The 16,887-nt window shown below is 59.1% G+C and carries 13 protein-coding genes; 6 read left to right on the top strand and 7 right to left on the bottom strand.

Annotated features, from left to right (window positions below; genetic code table 11):
* Window positions 1-299: 299 nt before the first annotated feature.
* Window positions 300-794 (bottom strand): SixA phosphatase family protein, encoded by a 495-nt coding sequence (locus BUC36_RS01230; protein WP_073270663.1) that lies wholly within the window; start codon window positions 792-794, stop codon window positions 300-302.
* A 228-nt stretch (window positions 795-1,022) separates the two neighbouring features.
* Between BUC36_RS01230 and BUC36_RS01225 the strand changes: the two genes are divergently transcribed.
* Entirely contained in the window at window positions 1,023-1,976 is a 954-nt protein-coding gene (locus tag BUC36_RS01225; RefSeq protein WP_073270661.1) for an MlaD family protein, read from the top strand.
* Complete coding sequence (locus BUC36_RS01220; protein ID WP_159435960.1) at window positions 1,973-2,593, top strand: ABC-type transport auxiliary lipoprotein family protein; 621 nt, start codon at window positions 1,973-1,975, stop codon at window positions 2,591-2,593. Before BUC36_RS01225 ends, BUC36_RS01220 begins: the two co-directional genes overlap by 4 nt.
* A 7-nt stretch (window positions 2,594-2,600) precedes the next feature.
* Here the strand turns inward: BUC36_RS01220 and BUC36_RS01215 are convergent, their stop codons facing one another.
* Entirely contained in the window at window positions 2,601-3,155 is a 555-nt protein-coding gene (locus BUC36_RS01215) for a cytochrome b (protein WP_073270658.1), read from the bottom strand.
* A gap of 635 nt (window positions 3,156-3,790) precedes the next feature.
* Complete coding sequence (locus tag BUC36_RS18670; RefSeq protein WP_143186842.1) at window positions 3,791-4,093, bottom strand: hypothetical protein; 303 nt, start codon at window positions 4,091-4,093, stop codon at window positions 3,791-3,793.
* Window positions 4,094-4,352: 259 nt separating this feature from the next.
* Between BUC36_RS18670 and BUC36_RS01205 the strand changes: the two genes are divergently transcribed.
* On the top strand, window positions 4,353-5,198 hold the full coding sequence (locus BUC36_RS01205; protein ID WP_073270655.1) for a sterol desaturase family protein: 846 nt from the start codon (window positions 4,353-4,355) through the stop codon (window positions 5,196-5,198).
* A gap of 316 nt (window positions 5,199-5,514) precedes the next feature.
* Here BUC36_RS01205 and BUC36_RS01200 read toward each other — a convergent pair whose 3' ends face one another.
* Both BUC36_RS01200 and BUC36_RS01195 read right to left on the bottom strand, forming a co-directional pair.
* Window positions 5,515-6,174, bottom strand: coding sequence for a peroxiredoxin (locus BUC36_RS01200; RefSeq protein WP_073274394.1), 660 nt, complete (start codon window positions 6,172-6,174; stop codon window positions 5,515-5,517).
* Window positions 6,175-6,271: 97 nt separating this feature from the next.
* Window positions 6,272-7,966, bottom strand: coding sequence for a GNAT family N-acetyltransferase (locus BUC36_RS01195; RefSeq protein ID WP_073270653.1), 1,695 nt, complete (start codon window positions 7,964-7,966; stop codon window positions 6,272-6,274).
* A 546-nt stretch (window positions 7,967-8,512) separates the two neighbouring features.
* Here BUC36_RS01195 and BUC36_RS01190 point away from each other — a divergent pair.
* From BUC36_RS01190 to BUC36_RS01180, 3 genes are all read left to right on the top strand, one after another.
* Window positions 8,513-10,207, top strand: a complete 1,695-nt coding sequence (locus BUC36_RS01190) for a VRR-NUC domain-containing protein (protein ID WP_073270651.1) — start codon at window positions 8,513-8,515, stop codon at window positions 10,205-10,207.
* A gap of 5 nt (window positions 10,208-10,212) precedes the next feature.
* A complete protein-coding gene (locus BUC36_RS01185; RefSeq protein ID WP_073270649.1) occupies window positions 10,213-12,729 on the top strand; it encodes an ATP-dependent DNA helicase in 2,517 nt (838 codons plus the stop codon).
* A 114-nt stretch (window positions 12,730-12,843) separates the two neighbouring features.
* Window positions 12,844-13,656, top strand: coding sequence for a CLCA_X family protein (locus BUC36_RS01180; protein WP_073270647.1), 813 nt, complete (start codon window positions 12,844-12,846; stop codon window positions 13,654-13,656).
* A 37-nt stretch (window positions 13,657-13,693) separates the two neighbouring features.
* Here the strand turns inward: BUC36_RS01180 and BUC36_RS01175 are convergent, their stop codons facing one another.
* Both BUC36_RS01175 and BUC36_RS01170 read right to left on the bottom strand, forming a co-directional pair.
* Window positions 13,694-15,124 (bottom strand): aldehyde dehydrogenase family protein, encoded by a 1,431-nt coding sequence (locus BUC36_RS01175; protein WP_073270645.1) that lies wholly within the window; start codon window positions 15,122-15,124, stop codon window positions 13,694-13,696.
* 77 nt (window positions 15,125-15,201) lie between these two features.
* The gene (locus BUC36_RS01170; protein WP_073270644.1) at window positions 15,202-16,842 is read right to left on the bottom strand and encodes an acetolactate synthase large subunit; all 1,641 of its coding nucleotides are present in this window, start codon (window positions 16,840-16,842) and stop codon (window positions 15,202-15,204) included.
* Window positions 16,843-16,887 lie beyond the last annotated feature (45 nt).

The raw sequence follows: 16,887 nt of genomic DNA, 5'->3' as shown, positions 1-16,887 counted from the left end.
TATTTATGGCGCGGCGCACCCAATAATGATCGCGCAAGCCGCACATAAATGCTTATGTAATTGGCACATAATTATTTATGTCCTCGACACACATAAATATTTATGTGTGAGCGCTTCCTGCCCGGCCGACCGCCCCCCCGCTTTTTTCGGAGTGGCGTGCGCCCCTCGGCGCCCAGTGCGCGCGACATCGATGAAATTCACACTGGAAGTCGACGCGGCACAATTTACAGCCTATTTTTCGAGCGCCGACTAACGGTGCAGGCAATACTCTGCCTTTGGAATTCTGGCGAAAATAGGGGCTATCTGTGCAGTTTCGGGTAGTCGAACAGCTCGACAGTCCCGGAGGATTCGGCCAGCTCACACCAGTGAGGAATCTTCAGGCATATATGCAGGACCGCGGCGGTGGGAAACTTGGGCAGCCTTTCGTGGGTCAGGTAGTAACCGAGGTTTTCGAGCCCCGGGTTGTGCCCCACTACCATCAAGTGATGCCAGTGGTCATCCTGCAACTGCAGATGGCGCAGAAGAGACTGGTGGCTGGCCGCGTAAAGTTCCGGCTGCACCAGCACCTGGTCGCTGTTCAGCTCCAGCGAAACGACCAAGGCTTCTGCAGTGGTGAGCGCCCGGACCGCGCCACTCGTCAACAGCCGGTCCGGCACCAGGCCGGAGTCGCGCACTCTCTGCGCCATGGCCGGCAGGTCTCTTATGCCGCGCTTGTTGAGCGGGCGGCCGAAATCATCCAGGGAGGGATTGTCCCAGCTGGATTTCGCGTGTCGTATCAGCGTGAGCTTCTTCATGTGAGCGCCCGGTTTCCGTGCTGTCGCCCTGTGGTGCTTACCATAAAATGGGTGGCCACCTTACTGGCTGAAATAGCGTAATAGAGGGAGAATAGATCCCGGAATCCCCATCTGATCCCCTCATCGAACAGGCCCCTGCTGTCGGCATATCCATTTATTCGGCTGCGTAATGATCTAAACTTGGACCGACTAAATTTAGGACCAGCTTCACCGGCGGAGAAACGCTCGATGAACTTCAGCATAGAGAACCGGGCAAGATTGGCATTTGCGGGCACGGTGCTGCTCGGTCTCGCAGTGTGGTTGATCTGGCACAGCCTGGTATCTGGCCGCTTCACGACCTACCAGATTGTTACGCAGGATTCCGTATCCGGGCTGATTCCCGGTGCTCCCGTCGAATTCCATGGGGTGGATGTCGGAACGGTTAACCAGGTTGAGCTCACCGGCCCCCGCACCGTCCGCATTCTGCTGGATGTCGAGAAAGACGCACCTATCACAAGGGCGACTGTCGCCACTATCACCGCCCGCGGTCTCGCCACCCGGGGGTTCACCGGCTACGTATACATCCTGCTGGAAGATACCGGGACGGACGAGCACGCGCTTACGGCCGCTAGGGGAGAGCGCTATCCGCGGATTCCGAGCACGCCGTCCCGCTACGTGAGCCTGGACACGGCGATCATGCAGGTCAATCAGAATGTGCAGGTGCTGACGGAAATGGCGCGCGCACTGCTGGACGATAAGACCATCGCGTCCCTCAGGAATGCAGTAGACAATTTGCAGCAGGTCAGCCGCATGCTCGCCGAGAACCAGGAGAGCCTCAGCGCGATCATCGCGAACACCGGACAGGCGAGCGAGCGACTCGGGCCGCTGCTGGATTCGAGCAACAACACCATGAAGGGGCTGGAGCGTGTCAGCCGCATGCTCGCCCAGAAACAAGAGCATTTAAGCTCGATCATAGCGAACACCGAGCGAGCGAGCGGCCAACTCGGCCCCCTACTGGAATCGAGTAGCCAAACTATCAATGCACTTCAGCTCCAGGTCCTGCCGGAGGCATATCGGACGATGGCCAACCTGAATAAGCTGGCCAACTCGATGGACCGCTTTACGGTCAAGATCAATCGCGATCCATCAATCCTCGTCCGCGGCAGTACCCCTCCACCTCTCGGTCCTGGCGAAACAAAGTGAGAGCAAGCGGCCACGATAGGTTAGTCAGATTCCTCCTCGCCGCCCTCTCCGCAGCGCTGATTTCCAGCTGCACACTGTTCGCTCCGGTGGACAATGAAATCCGGGTGGGAGTGATAGACAAACTGCCGCTCGCCATCCCCCAGCGGGATACCCGTGCGGCGACACTAGTGGTGCTACCGCCTTCCATCAACCCCGTCTACGACACCGTGCGAATGGCCTACAGGGTCCGGCCGTACCAGGTCGACTATTTCAGTCAGTACGAATGGGGTGCATCGCCTCGAGAGATGCTCCTGCCCTTACTGGTGCAGACGATGGAGAGTACCCATTACTTTGGCGCAGTAATCACGCCGCCCTACTTCGGCCCATACAGTTATGCGCTGCGGACGGAGATTCTCGAGCTCACGCAGGACTTCACCTCGGATCCGGCAACCCTGCGTCTTTCCCTGCGGGTGCAGATCACCGATGGCGCATCGAAACGCATCATCGCCACCAGGGCGATATCGCTTCGCGAACCCATGTTGCAGAATACGCCTTACGCCGGAGTCGTGGCGGCGAACGATGCCACTGCGAAGGCCCTGCAGCAGGTGGCCGGATTTGCGCTTGAGACGGTGCAGTGAGTGCAGGTTAAGCACGCTCGGCAGGTAGAATTTTCTTCAAGGTGTCATCCCGGCCAAAGAAATGGTGCCTTAACGCCGCTCCGGCGTGCACGATGATAAGGCCGATCAATGCATAACTCAGCCACTTGTGAAGGTCGATGAACAGCTGAAACAGGCGCTCATCGTGTGCGATCAAATCCGGCAGCCTGTACCCGAAGACGTACACCGGGATACCCACGGCGGAAGACATCAGCCATCCGCTGATCGGCAGGGCGAACATCAAGCCGTAAAAAGAGAGATGGACGAACCGCGCAGCCACCTTCTGCCAGTCGGGAAGATTTTCGACCAGAACCGGTAGCACATTGCCAAGACGCCAAGCAAGTCGTATCGCCGCCAGCCCCAGGGCCAGCATGCCGTATTCCTTGTGAGCTAAAATATGCAGGATTTTTTGCTTGTTGAACCCGACGTCGGGCAGGCCGGTCATGTAGAGGCCCTGCACGATCAGCGCAATGAGCAAGACCGCCATGAGCCAATGAAGCACAATGGCGACGGCGCCGTATCGCTGATCCGTGTTTCTGAGCATTGCTATCGATCGCACCGGCCGATCAGGATCCGATCCAGCATAATTGCGCGCCTGGTTTTGCGCCCCCCGAAGTAGAAACTGCACTTTGTTGGCGAAGCGGGGGTACGCCTGAAAAATTTACTATGGCACCACATCTGAATAATAGAATGCCGCATTGCCGACCGTGTATCCGAACCACAGCATGAGACAAAACCGATCGGCTTTACAGATTACTGGTGTAGAACTCTGATTCCAGGGCCGGCTCAGGCACAACAGGGCTGCTAAATGCCAGTGCGGTAACAAAAACCATCGCGACTGCGAAAACAATACGCTTTAACATGGTAGAAACCTCTCAGTTAATGCGCCTTCACGATCCTTCAGAAAACTGCGTTTGCTGCCGTCCTTGGCCGTCCCACTGCTTCCTCGACATTCCGGGTCTCAGCGAGATCAATAAGATCCTTTCGAGCCATTGCATTTTGCATGGGGGGAGGTTCCTACCGTTATCAGGATATTTCAGAATCCTTGCCTAGAATTCCAGAACCAAGCCTATAGGGAGTGAAAGATGGGGGAGTGATAAACTCATATCAATGGGTTATATAATCGAATAATCAGAAACTCGTTCCATCAATGACCCTGTAGCTAGACATATGTTCGCATTACGCCTTATATCTTGCAATTGTGCCCCAAAGTGCCAGATAGCCCTCTTGGATAGCACTTATTGCCGATAATCCCCATAAATCACCTTTGACGTCAGGAAGAAGGAAGAAAACCAAAAGAAGAAATCCCGATGTAATAGCCGCCTTATTCACAGACTTTTGACAACCTAACTGTGCTAGATATAACGCATGAGTTACTACCCTATCTCCCTCTTGAGCAGCGGCCACCATAGGTTGAGACTCTGCATATCCACTCCGACGGCCCTGATAAAGGCGTGGCGAGTAGGATTGCACTGGATCCACCGCCTCTCCTGTATTGCTTGAACAGTGTCTAGAGGCGCTAATCCACGCCAGTAAGTAACCGTATCTGCCTCTTTAGTTGAAACCGGGGACTACTGATTAGCTTAAAATCAATAGGTTGCCGGATGTTAGGGCGTGTAACTATTCCGTGGAGATCCATGTATGGGATTAGAGGCATGCGCGGCTCTCCACAATCTTTGACCGGGTGGCCCATCGTAAAACTTAGCTGGTCAACGGTGACGGTATTTGCCTTGTCGATCATATGAAAGAGACGCTGTTAATCTATGAGCCGGCTATCCGCCTCGCCTTCTTCCTGGGCGTCTTCGCCGTTATGGCTACCTGGGAGGCAATGAAGCCGCGACGTAACCAAGAAATTCCCCGCCTCCTCCGCTGGCCCAACAATCTCGGTATCGTCGTCGCCAATACGGCAATTCTTCGTTTGGCAATCCCACTTATTCCTGTGGGGCTTGCGCTCGTGGCTGAGGAGCGCGGCTGGGGGTTGTTCAATATCGTCGCGGCCCCCCGGTGGCTCGCGGTTACAGCTTCCCTGCTCATTCTTGATTTCGCAATCTACCTGCAGCATGTGATGTTCCATGCGGTGCCGGTCCTTTGGCGCCTGCACCGTATGCATCACGCAGATCTGGAGTTTGACGTGACCACCGGGCTGCGCTTTCACCCGATCGAGGTGCTTTTGTCGATGGGAATCAAACTGGCCCTGATCTTGGCGCTCGGTCCGCCTGCCATCGCGGTGCTCGCGTTCGAAATCCTCTTGAACGGCACCACAATGTTCAATCACAGCAATATCCGCATTCCGCCCGGCACAGACCGGGTGCTGCGCTGGCTTGTGGTTACACCGGATATGCACCGCGTTCACCACTCGGTGCACCCCTCTGAAACCAATAGCAACTTTGGCTTCAATCTGCCCTGGTGGGATCGCCTGCTGGGAACCTATCGCGCACAGCCGAGGGACGGCCACCAAGGCATGACCATTGGAATCAAACAGTTCCGTACCCGGCGTGACCTTTGGTTGGACCGGATGCTTGTGCAGCCCTGGCGAGGACGCGCAAGCGGCTATACGATCAATCGCGAAAGCGAGAAGCAGAGGTAAAGGTAAGGGTAAAGGCGCACAGGCTCTCTCTGTACCCTTTGTTCCCGTTTTTGGCTGTGGAGTAGCGAATATCGAAGTCCAAATACGCCTGGCGCCTATTTGGCGTATGGGCTCAATCCAATTGTTTTAAAGCAGAGTATTCGAAGTGTTCGTGGCGAGATTCCCAAGAGCCGGAGACAGGCGCCGGCTAGGGGCCGACTTGAATGATGGCTGCATTTTTTCTGGGGCACCGGCCAGGAAACCTCATCAAAACCGGCACCCTCCTTCCGTTAAGGATGCGTTGTCAGATTTGTCCCGAGAAAGTCCAAGTGGCCCTTCAGACTGGCTGTTTAACCTTTCTGAGGTAAGGTTTTACAGTCTTCCAACCATCGGGATAGATTTTCTTTGCCTCTTCATCGGTTACTGTAGGCACGATAATGACCTCTTCACCTTGCTTCCAGTTTACCGGGGTGGCCACCTGGTGCTTGGCAGTAAGCTGCATTGAATCAATCGCGCGAAGGATCTCATCAAAATTTCGGCCCGTCGTCATTGGGTAGGTCATCATAAGCTTTATATTTTTATCCGGGCCAATCACGAACACCGAACGCACAGTTGCATTTGTCGCCGCGGTACGGCCTTCGGCAGTGCCCGTTTCGTCCGCAGGGAACATATTGTATAGCTTGGCCACTTCCAGGTTTGTATCCGCTATGACTGGATAATTAACCGCTGCACCGCCAACTTCTTCGACATCCTTGAGCCACTTTTCGTGATCGCCAGATGAATCAATACTCAACCCAATGATTTTTGTATTCCGCTTCTCAAATTCCGGCTGGATCTTGGCCATATAGCCCAGTTCCGTCGTACAAACCGGCGTGAAATCTTTGGGGTGTGAAAACAATACCGCCCAGCCATCGCCAATCCACTCATGGAAATCGATTTTTCCCTGGGTGGTGTCTGCCTGGAAGTTCGGTGCTTGGTCATTTATGCGTAATGCCATTGTCAAATCCTCTGGCTGTTTGAACAAAAATGGAACAGATGTTTAATATTTCATCCGGTCTGAATGCATCAACGTCGTACTAATAAGGAAAATAGGTTCACGCGATACACGCACTACCCGCAGCAGGTAGGCATTCCGCAGCAACCGCACTCCGCAGCGCTACAAACACCGGAGACTCTGGAGTTGGGCCGACAACTTGCGAAAGTTCCCGCACCCAGTCGGCGAGCGCGCGCGGACAGTCCTCCAGGTAGTCCAGCTCGACGATCAGGCGCGCTCCCTCAGGCAACGGAAAGGGGACATTCAGCGCAGCGGCCGGGGTCACGAAAGCGATCGCCTCCACACTTTCACTGTCGCCTGAATAGCGACAGAACAACTGTCCCCCGACACACACGTGCGCATGGGCACGCTTAAGCAGGTCCAAGTAGCCAGATCGATCCGCGACTACCGCCTGTAGTGCGCTGATGTCATTGTGCACCCAGGAAGCGGTTGTCTCGATAGTGCTTTCCGCTGCCGCTTCGTCGTGCGCCAGCGGATACAGAAAATGGACATCAGACACCACGTCCGCCCCCCGGCCGGCATCTTCCGCCAGCGGCTGCGATCGGGATCGGAATCCAAGTCCCGACAAGCGCGCGCGCACTGACTCCGGCAATCGCTGCAGTGCTGCACGCCCAATCGCCTTGAGCCTGCGCCTGCCCAGCACCGCCATCGCGTGCGCGATACTGCGGTGGACGATCAGCTCAAAGACTGGCTCCACGATTTTGGACATGCGGGCCTTGTAAGCATCGCCGCCGGGGGTCATATCGAGGATTTTGAAACCTTCCTCACACAAGATGCGGGTGAGTTCTAACAGCAGTAGCGAGCCGGGTGAGTGGTGAGATTCGAATTCGGAATGCACGATGCCGGCGACGGACAACTCGCGCTTGCCGGCAGTGCCCACATGGGCGGCCAACAGTTCACCGTCGCGCTCGAGTACGGTGACATGAAGCAGGCCCGGCACCCTCGCCTGCTCTTCCAGGAAGCGGCGGCGCAACGGCGAGTCACGAAACGGCAGCACGTTGTAAACGGCGCCCTTGCGGAACTCGAACATCGCCTGAAAGCGCGGGAAAAACGCGAGAATCTCATCGGGTTCACGCAGGCGCCGAACGCGCACCTGTCCGCTGCGCTTGAGCTTGTTCATCGTCGTGCGCAGGCGCTTCTTGCCGCGCACGTATCGCTCGACCTCGTCGCGATCCGAAACGTGCACGATGCGGCGTTCGGTCTGCCCCAGCTGGCAGCGGAATCGCAGCTTGTCCCGCGACAGCCAGCCCCGCGGCATGGCGGGGGGCAACTGGCCGAGGTCCAGTGTCTGCGGCCCGATCTCTCGCTCCAGGCATGCTACCGCGCGGGGGAAGAAGGCGTCTGCCCTATCGGGAGTGGCGAGCCAAACCTGGTACTCGCAGTCGGTGTAACCGGCCTGGCGCAGTGGAGCCCCATCGGCATCCTCTCCAATGGGACGAGTCAGGGGCAGGCATCCGGTCAGCTTCGAACCGGCCCGCTCCAGCAGCAGGATTGGTTCCTCTTGTTCCCTGTAGACGCGGCACCAAGTCTGCACGAATTCGGGTCGCTGGCCGGCAGTGCCCCACGGGCAGGCATCGTATAGATCCCGCCACGCCTCAATGAAAGCGCTGTCCATCAACTGTCGGTGGGCCGCCTCACCGATCAGCACCTCGACGCTCGAGCAGGCTATCGGGTGCGCGTCGGCACCCTCGCCGGCGGTCTGTATCTCTTCCCTGGCTTCTGCTGCCGGTAGCATGAGTCACTCCTCAAGGGCCCGCAGGTCCGCACCCAGCTGCATCCGTCTGGCGTAACCGATAAGACACCGCCAACACGTCAGGCCGCGAAGGCCATAGGCTGGCAACACCATAAATTACTTGCCTGTAGACAGTGCCAGGTCCGCACAGATCGATTGCTAACACTTCCCTGTTAGTAATGGCGACGGCCGCGATTTTCCGATGGCTCTTTATGTTGGTGAGTCCGGCAGCGCATGACCGCGATTTTCTGTCCCGGTCACTGTGTCGGACGCAGCCAGAGTATAGGAAGAATCCGCGCCTTTATTGTTGAGCGCAGTAAGAATAAACGCCCATTTTCCGGCGTCAGTCGCACGATCGGTGCACGAGCCCCTACGGATGCCTAAGGCGCCGAAATAGCGTAGTCCCGCGGTAGCAGATACGCCCTGGCGACCGACAGTTGCACCAGAGTTTGTTCGGATGCGCCACATCCTGTATAACCATACAGCACTCTGGCGGGACAGCCCGCTTCCCAGGCAATCCGTGACGACTGAAGTACCCGACGACACCCGATGGGCGAACCCGTTGAACTGGCACCCGACTATTACCTGAGCAACTTCCGCGCACTGGTGGATTTTGTGGTCGCCCGCTATGAGGGGCTGCTGTCAGATCGCGAGCGGCGTTTTTACCATGACTTTCGCGCACTGGAACTCAACAGCCAGCGACTTTATGTGCGGCTGCTGTCCCGCAAGGGCGTACCATCCTCCAGGGGCGCTCTGTTCCGGTTGGGCAAGTTGAATTATGTCGAAATCGAAAACCTTCCCTTGGCAGCGGAGCAGCTGGTAACGGCGGACCTGCTGCAGCGCGACCCCGCCCTGGCGCTTGAGGAAATGTTGCCGCTATTCAGCAAGGCGGAGCTACAGGCCTGCAGCCCCGTCCCCCTGCCCAAGGCACTGAAACGCCCGGCACTGGAGCTGGCGCTGCTGGAGCTGCACGACGAAGCGCCGGCACTGCGGAATGCCTTAGCGGCCGGGGAAACCCTGCTGGCGGTTCAGGCGGCCGAGCACTTCGAGACCTTCAAGCTGTGTTTCTTCGGCAACCTGAACCAGGACCTGACTGACTATGTCCTGCGCGACCTGGGGATGTACCGCTACGAAAATTACCCGCTGGACCGCAAGAACCTGCCGTTCCAGAGCCGGGCACAAATCGACCGGCACCTGCGCTATTACGACTGCCTGGAGCTGTTGGACGGCGCGCTGGAAGCGGGGCCCGAGGAAATACTGGCGCTGGCGGAGCAGCTGCCCGAGGTTAGCGACGGTGATGCCACCCTGCACCGGCGCCTGGACCGCCTGCGCCTGACGCTGGCCCGGCAGCTGGAACGGCTGGAGGCCCTGGATGCCGCCGACCGACTCTATCGGGCCTGCGCCCGGCCACCGGCCCGCGAGCGCCGCGCGCGGATTGCCGTGACGCGCGGCGATATCGACACGGGGCTGGCGCTGTGCGGGGAAATTCTCGCCGCACCCCACAATGAAGCCGAGCAGGTGTTCGCGGAGAGCTTCGGCTACCGTACAGCGAAAAAGGCCAAACAATTGGGCGGCTGGCAACCACCGGAGCGGTGCAAGCCGCCGACGGAAACCGTGGTACTGCCACCGGCACCCGATCGGGTGGAACTGTTGGCGGCTGCGTATCTGGAACTAGGGTCGCCCAGTGCAGAGCCTGATCCATTTCCTCACCAATGCTTCTACGTGGAAAACACGCTGTTCAATGGCGTGCTCGGGCTCTACGTGTGGGACATCCTGTTCAGCCCGGTGCCAGGGGCCTTCTTCAACCCATTTCAGGTTGCGCCGAGCGACTTCCGCACGGGCGACTTCTTTCTGCAACGCCGCGTAGCGTTCGAACAGCGCCTAGCCGAATTAGACGTCGAACACCTGGCCCGGCGGGTATGGCGGCACTATCGCCAGAAGTACGGCGTCGCCAACCCCCTGGTTGCATGGGAGGCCCTGCCGGAGCCGCTGCTGCAACTGGCGCTCGAGCGCATTCCCGCCGATCACTGGCACCGGCTGTTCCGGCGACTGCTCAGCGACATCGGCCATCACCGCAACGGCCTTCCTGACCTGATCCTGTTTCCATCATCAGGCGGTTACGAGTTGGTAGAAGTGAAAGGCCCCGGCGATCGACTACAGCAGAACCAGCAGCGCTGGCTGGCCTATTTCGCCCGACACCAGATCCCCCACCGGGTATTGCACGTGGAGTGGCAACAGCCCTAAGCGGTATGAGCGGAATCAAAGCAGCCTTAACCGGGGTAACGACAGTCGAGAGTCAAGAGACAGCCCAACCTGCCATCCCCCCCACCCTGCAGTTGTCGGTGGGCGAGCTGGTGGCCTTCGCTTGCCGACGCGGCGATCTGGTCGGCGATGGCCCCGCGGGGCCTACCGCGCAGGAGGGCATTCGCGCGCACCAGAAACTGCAGAAGCAGCGCCCGGCGGGCAGCGAGGCCGAGCACCGGTTGGAGGTAGAATGGCTGTGCGAGGGACAGACGCTAACCCTTAACGGTCGCGTGGATATCCTGCACCCGCAGACAGATTTGCACCGGCCGGTACAACTCGACGAAATCAAGACCACCTACTGCCCGCCCGATAAATTACCCGAGTCAACACGGCAGCTGCACTGGGCCCAGCTAAAAGTCTACGGCTTCTGTTACCTACTGCAGCAACGGACGGATGCGGAGCGCTCGGCCGCGGCTGACGACCGTGTCGCGCTGCAGATGCTGTGGCACAACCTCAAGGAAAAAAAGACGTATCCGGAGTTGCGCGAATTCGACTGGGCGGAACTGGAATCTTTTTCCCGTGCGGCGGTAAGTGAATATATCCAGTGGCACCGAAGCTGGCAGCGGCATCGCCAGCAGGTGCGCGATTCAGCCCGCGCGCTGCCCTTCCCATTCCCCGATTACCGCCCCGGTCAGCGGGAACTGGCGGTGGCGGCCTACCGCTGTCTGCGCGACGGCGGCGAGCTGGTGGTGGAGGCGCCCACAGGTATCGGCAAGACCGTCAGCACCCTGTTCCCGGCCATCAAAGCCATCGGTGAAGCCCAGGTAGAGCAACTCGTATACCTGACCGCGAAAAACTCCGGCCGCCAGGTGGTACGGGAAACAGCGACGCGGCTGCACGAACAAGGACTGCGCCTCTCGGTGCTGGAAATCCAGGCGCGAGACAAGACCTGTGCCTGCCGCCAGGGTCTGTGCAGCCGCGATGCCGATGGCATCTGTCCGCGCACCCGGGGATTCTTTGATCGCCTGCCCGAAGCGCGCCGCGAACTGCTCGGCGAACCCCTGTTAACCCCCGCCGTGGTGGCACAGGTGGCGGACCGGTTGCAGCTGTGCCCGTTCGAGTTATCGCTGCAGATGTTGCCCTGGATCGACCTGGTCGTGTGCGATTTCAATTATGTGTTTGATCCACTGGTACACATGGCAGCCCTGCAGGACCAGCGCCAGCGACGCGCGCTGCTGGTAGACGAAGCCCACAACCTGATCGACCGCGGGCGGGCAATGCACAGCGCCGCCCTCAGTCGCAGTGACAGTCGTCGCGCGGCGGCGGCCTGTAAAGAATCACATCCGCAATTGCGCCGGGCAATTCTGACTCTGGTAAAGGCGCTCGATAAATGGATCGCGGAGCGCCGGCAACACGACACGGCGACACGGCCGAGCCGGGACAGTGAAACCTGGGTTACGCCGCTGTCAGACGCGGACGACCGCCCGACCGCAATCAGCCGTGCGGCGCAGAAAGTAATGGCCGTTGTCAGCCAGTTATGGGAGCAGTCCCAATCGCCGCCCGAAGTGATCGCGGACTGGCTGTCGGCGCTCTACCGCTACTTAACGATCGAGCAGTTACTGGCAGAACAGCATCGCTGCCTGACCAGGGCAGAAAGCCGCAGCGGAGCCTGGCAGGAGCAAGAACTGAATTTGCTGTGCCTGAACGCGGCCGATTACCTGCAGCAGAGTTACCGACAGTTTCACGCTGTCATTGTATTCTCGGCCACGCTGCGACCGGCGGCCTATGTCTATGAGCAGCTGGGACTGGAGGCGCAGGCGCCCTACCTGGCGCTGCCATCGCCGTTCCAGTCCGAACAGCTGGGCGTCTACCTGTGCCCCTATGTGGATACCCGTTACCAGGCCAGGCACCGGGCGACCGATGCACTGGTGGATATGGTCTACCGCGTTTACCAGAGCCGGCCCGGCAATTACCTGGTGTTCTTTCCGTCCTACCGCTTCCTGCAGCAGGTGGCGCAATGCTTCGTCGAGCGTTTTCCGGATATTGCGCTGGTCCGGCAGCAACCCGGCAGCAGCGACCGCGCGCGTGCCGCTTTCCTTGAGCACTTCAGCGTGGGCCACCAGAGCCTGGGTTTTGCCATCATGGGCGGCGTGTTCGGCGAGGGGGTCGATTATGTAGGTGAACAGTTGGTGGGCACTATAGTGGTAGGTGTCGGCCTGCCGCAGGTCAACGAGGAACAGGAGCTGTTGCGGCAGAGCTGCGATTCCGGCGGTGCGCATTCCGCCGGCAACGGCTTCGATATCGCCTATCGCTACCCCGGCCTGACCCGGGTGTTGCAGACCGCCGGGCGCGTCATCCGCACCGAGGCCGACCGCGGTGTGGTGATCCTGGCGGACTACCGTTTCGCCGATCCGTTTTACCGGGCCCTGTACCCCGACCACTGGCAACTACAAATCTGCAACAGCGGCGAAGCGCTGTCGACGGGACTCAGCCAGTTCTGGGAAGTCGAGCAGAACACCTGACGAAATTCTCCCGAGCGAATCTGCCACTGCCAGGCGTGTCACCCGGTTGCGCCATCCAGCTGTATTAATATACAGTCCAGCATCCGAACTAGTTTCCCGCATACAACCCTGGTTATGGTGTCATCCCGACAGTTTTATCGCCGCGGCCCCAATCAACGGGATCAGCACCCGGTCACCTTTAGCGACGTCAGAAGAAAGTTTGGCTTCAGGTCGATCAGCATCGGCCGCTGGGTCACGCTGGCGGAGCGCGACCGCGCCGCCGGGCTGTTTTACGATGCCCTAGCCGACCTGATGTCGATACTGCAGGGGCCGGAGACACTGATCTCACTGCGGGAAACCCTATCGTTTCAGTACGGGATCGGCGGGCGCCCGGGGATGCTGGCGTTCTATGAGCCCGCGAGCAGGACATTTTCCCTGGCGAAAAATGCCGGCCCCGGATCGATCGCGCATGAATGGTTTCACGCACTCGATCACTATCTCGCAGACAAAGCCTTCAGCGATACATCCGGGACCATGTACGCGTCGGAGGCCTGGCTGCGCGACGCAACCCCGGTGCCCCACCCGCTCAATGATCGCCTGTTCGACTGCTTCAAGAGCATTATGCTCGACGAGGAAGGTGGAAATCCGAGTGAGCTCTTCCGAATATCCTGCCGGGCTGACAAAGCCAACGGCTGTGTGTATTACAGTGACCCCGCGGAGCTGTGCGCCCGTGCGTTTGAGGCGTTTGTGCAGGACGCCAGTATCAGCAACAACTTTCTCGTCGCCGGCACCAAGGCCACGGAAGAAGCGCGCATGGGCCTCTACCCGACGGGAGAACACCGGCAGCGCATCAATGCGGCCTTTAGCGAGTACTTTACCTGTCTCGGCAGGGCCCTGCGGGTGAACTCGTGCATTGCGAACCAGCAAAGCGCCGGCCAGCATACGTGAATCACCTTCGCCCAAGCGGATAAACCACCACAATCTGCTATTGCGGCGTGCGGATAACCAGCAGTCGCTCTTCCGTCATGTCGGCAATCGCCCAGCGGACGCCCTCGCGACCAAGGCCCGAGTCCTTCACACCGCCATAAGGCATATTGTCCACGCGCCAGCTCGGTACATCACCGATTACCACGCCGCCCACTTCCAAATCGTCCCAGGCCTTCTGCGCCCGGTACAAATCGCGGGTAAATACGCCGGCCTGCAGGCCGAAGACGCTGTCATTGACCCGTGACAGTACAGCATCGAAATCGTCAAAAGGTTCCAGTACCGCCACCGGCCCAAAGGCCTCCTGTTCAACGACGGCGCAACCTTTCGGTACCTTTTCCAGCAGCGTCGGCTCGAGCATGGCGCCATCGCGGTCGCCACCGCACAGCAGCGTAGCGCCCTTCGCCACGCCCTCCTGAATCCAACCGTGCAAGCGGGTGGCTTCGCCCTCGGATATCATCGGACCGATGAAGGTGTCTTCCTGTTTTGGATCGCCCTTTTTCAATTCGCGGGTGCGCTCGACGAGCCGTCGTTTGAGTTCGCCATAAATAGCGGCATGGCCGTAAATGCGCTGCACGCCGATACAGCTCTGGCCGGACTGGTAAAAGGCACCAAAGATGATGCGCTCCACCGCGTCATCCAGATCGGTATCCTCGTCCACCACACAGGCCGCATTTCCGCCGAGTTCCAGCACGACCTTTTTGCGCCCGGCACGCGCTTTCAGGTCCCAACCCACCGCCGGTGAGCCGGTAAAGCTGAGTAACTTGAAGCGATCGTCGACGGTAAAGAGATCCGCACCCTCACGGTGACAGGGAAGCACAGAGAAAGCGCCCTTGGGCAGATCGGTTTCGGCCAGCACCTCGGCGATTATCAGCGCGCCGATCGGCGTACGGCTTGCGGGTTTGAGCACAAATGGGCAGCCGGCGGCGATCGCGGGTGCCACCTTGTGGGCCGCCAGGTTCAGGGGAAAATTGAAAGGCGAGATAAACGAGCAGGCCCCTATCGGCACGCGCTTGACGAAACCACGATAGCCCCTGGCGCGCGCGGAAATTTCCAGATTGATGACTTCGCCATCTATTCGCACCGACTCCTCGGCGGCGACCCGGAATGTATCGATCAGTCGACTGACTTCGCCACGGGAATCCTTGATCGGCTTGCCCGCTTCGATGCACAGCGCCTCCGCCAGTTCGTCGTAGCGTTCCTGAAAGCGCCTGACGCAGTGATTGAGCACTGCCTGGCGCTCGTAGGGCGGCATGGCGGCCATTGGCTTTTCTGCCTTCACTGCCCAGTCGATGGCCCGGTCGATGGTTTCGGTATCTGCCATGGCCACCCGCGTGGCGACGCTGCCGGAATACTTGTCCGTGACTTCCAGATCGGTGTTGGCGAATACCGCCTCGTTGGCGAGATAGTAAGGATAGCTTTCTCGAAGCACGATTTTCTTCTCCCTGGCGGACCATCATTGTCGCTGTGGCTGGCCGGTACTCTCGGCCATAGCCGTTTGGAAACGGGCTATAACTTGCGCGACAGCTCGCGTATTTCCCGGTTGAGAATACGGTCGTTGTCACTGTAATCGACCGGTACATCGATCAGGTGTACACCGCCCTCCTCACAGCACTTCTTGATCAATGGTTGCAACTCGGCAGCAGCACTGACCCGGTGCCCGCGGGCGCCGTACGATTCCGCATAGGCAACAAAATCCGGGTTGCCGAAGTCGAGGCCGAAATCGTGGAAATCCATGTGCGACTGCTTCCACTTGATCATGCCGTAGCCGTCGTCGCGCAAGACCAGGATGATCAGGTCCTGTTTCAGGCGCACGGCAGTTTCCAGCTCCTGGGAGTTCATCATAAAACCGCCGTCGCCACAGACAGCCACCACCCTGCGTTCCGGGTACACCAGCTTGGCCGCCATTGCCGATGGCAGGCCTGCTCCCATAGTCGCCAGCGCGTTATCCAGCAGCACGGTATTGGGTGCGTAGGCCGGGTAGTTACGCGCAAACCAGATCTTGTACATGCCGTTGTCGAGCGCAATGATGCCGTCCTCCGGCATCACATCGCGCACGTCCTTCACCAGTCGCTGGGGGCGCATCGGAAAGCTGTCGTCACCACACCCTTCGTGAATGTGCTTCTGCAGCGCATCGCGTATGCGGTGCGCGTCGGCAAAGCTCCAGTGCTCCTGAGGCTCGAGTTGCTCCTTCAGCTGCCACAGGCTGTTGGCGATGTCGCCGACCACTTCTATCTGCGGAAAGTAGACCGGGTCCACCTGGGCCGAATTGAAATTGACATGCACGACTTCCGGGCCGCCGGGGCGCATGAAGAAAGGCGGTTTCTCCACCACATCGTGGCCGACATTGATGATCAGGTCCGCCTGATCGATGGCACGGTGCACGAAATCACCGTCGGACAGGGCCGTGTTGCCGATAAAATGCGGCCCGGACTCGTCGATAACGCCTTTACCCATCTGCGTGGTAACCGTCGGTATGCCGAGCTTGGCGACAAATTCACGCAGCATTTTTGCCGTCAGCTTGCGATTGGCGCCGGCACCGACCAGCAGTAGCGGCTTGCGCGCACCGGAAATAGCTTCAACCGCCTGCCGAATGGCTTTTTCTTCGGCAATCGGCCTGCGGGTATAGCTCGGCTCGAGCACAGGCATGGTGGAATGCTCATGGGCAATATCCTCCGGCAGTTCCAGGTGCGTCGCGCCGGGCCGCTCCTCCTCGGCCTGGCGGAAGGCCTCGCGGATATGCGCGGGAATATTGTCGCCGCTGACGATGGTCTTCGTGAACTTGGTCAGCGGCTGCATCATGTCGACGATATCGATGATCTGAAACTGACCCTGCTTGGAACTCTTGATCGGCTTCTGCCCGGTAACCATGACCATCGGCATACCGCCGAGCTGGGCGTAGGCAGCCGCCGTCACCAGGTTGGTCGCGCCGGGCCCCAGGGTCGACATACAGACGCCGGAATTGCCGGTGAGTCGGCCATAGGTAGCGGCCATAAAGCCGGCTGCCTGCTCGTGGCGCGTAATGACGAGCTTGATCTTCGAGCCGCGCAGGGACTCCAGCAGGTCAAGGTTCTCTTCCCCCGGGATTGCAAACACGTATTCGACGCCTTCCGCCTCCAGGGCTCGAACAAATAAATCAGATGCCTTCATTTACCTTTCTCCTGAAATCGGCGGGCTCGAATACGCAAATAGATC

Origin of the sequence: Microbulbifer donghaiensis (assembly GCF_900129095.1) — a bacterium.
GTDB lineage: Bacteria > Pseudomonadota > Gammaproteobacteria > Pseudomonadales > Cellvibrionaceae > Microbulbifer > Microbulbifer donghaiensis.
The sequence above is the reverse complement of the archived record's forward strand: the minus strand, read 5'-3'. Positions and strand labels throughout refer to the sequence as shown.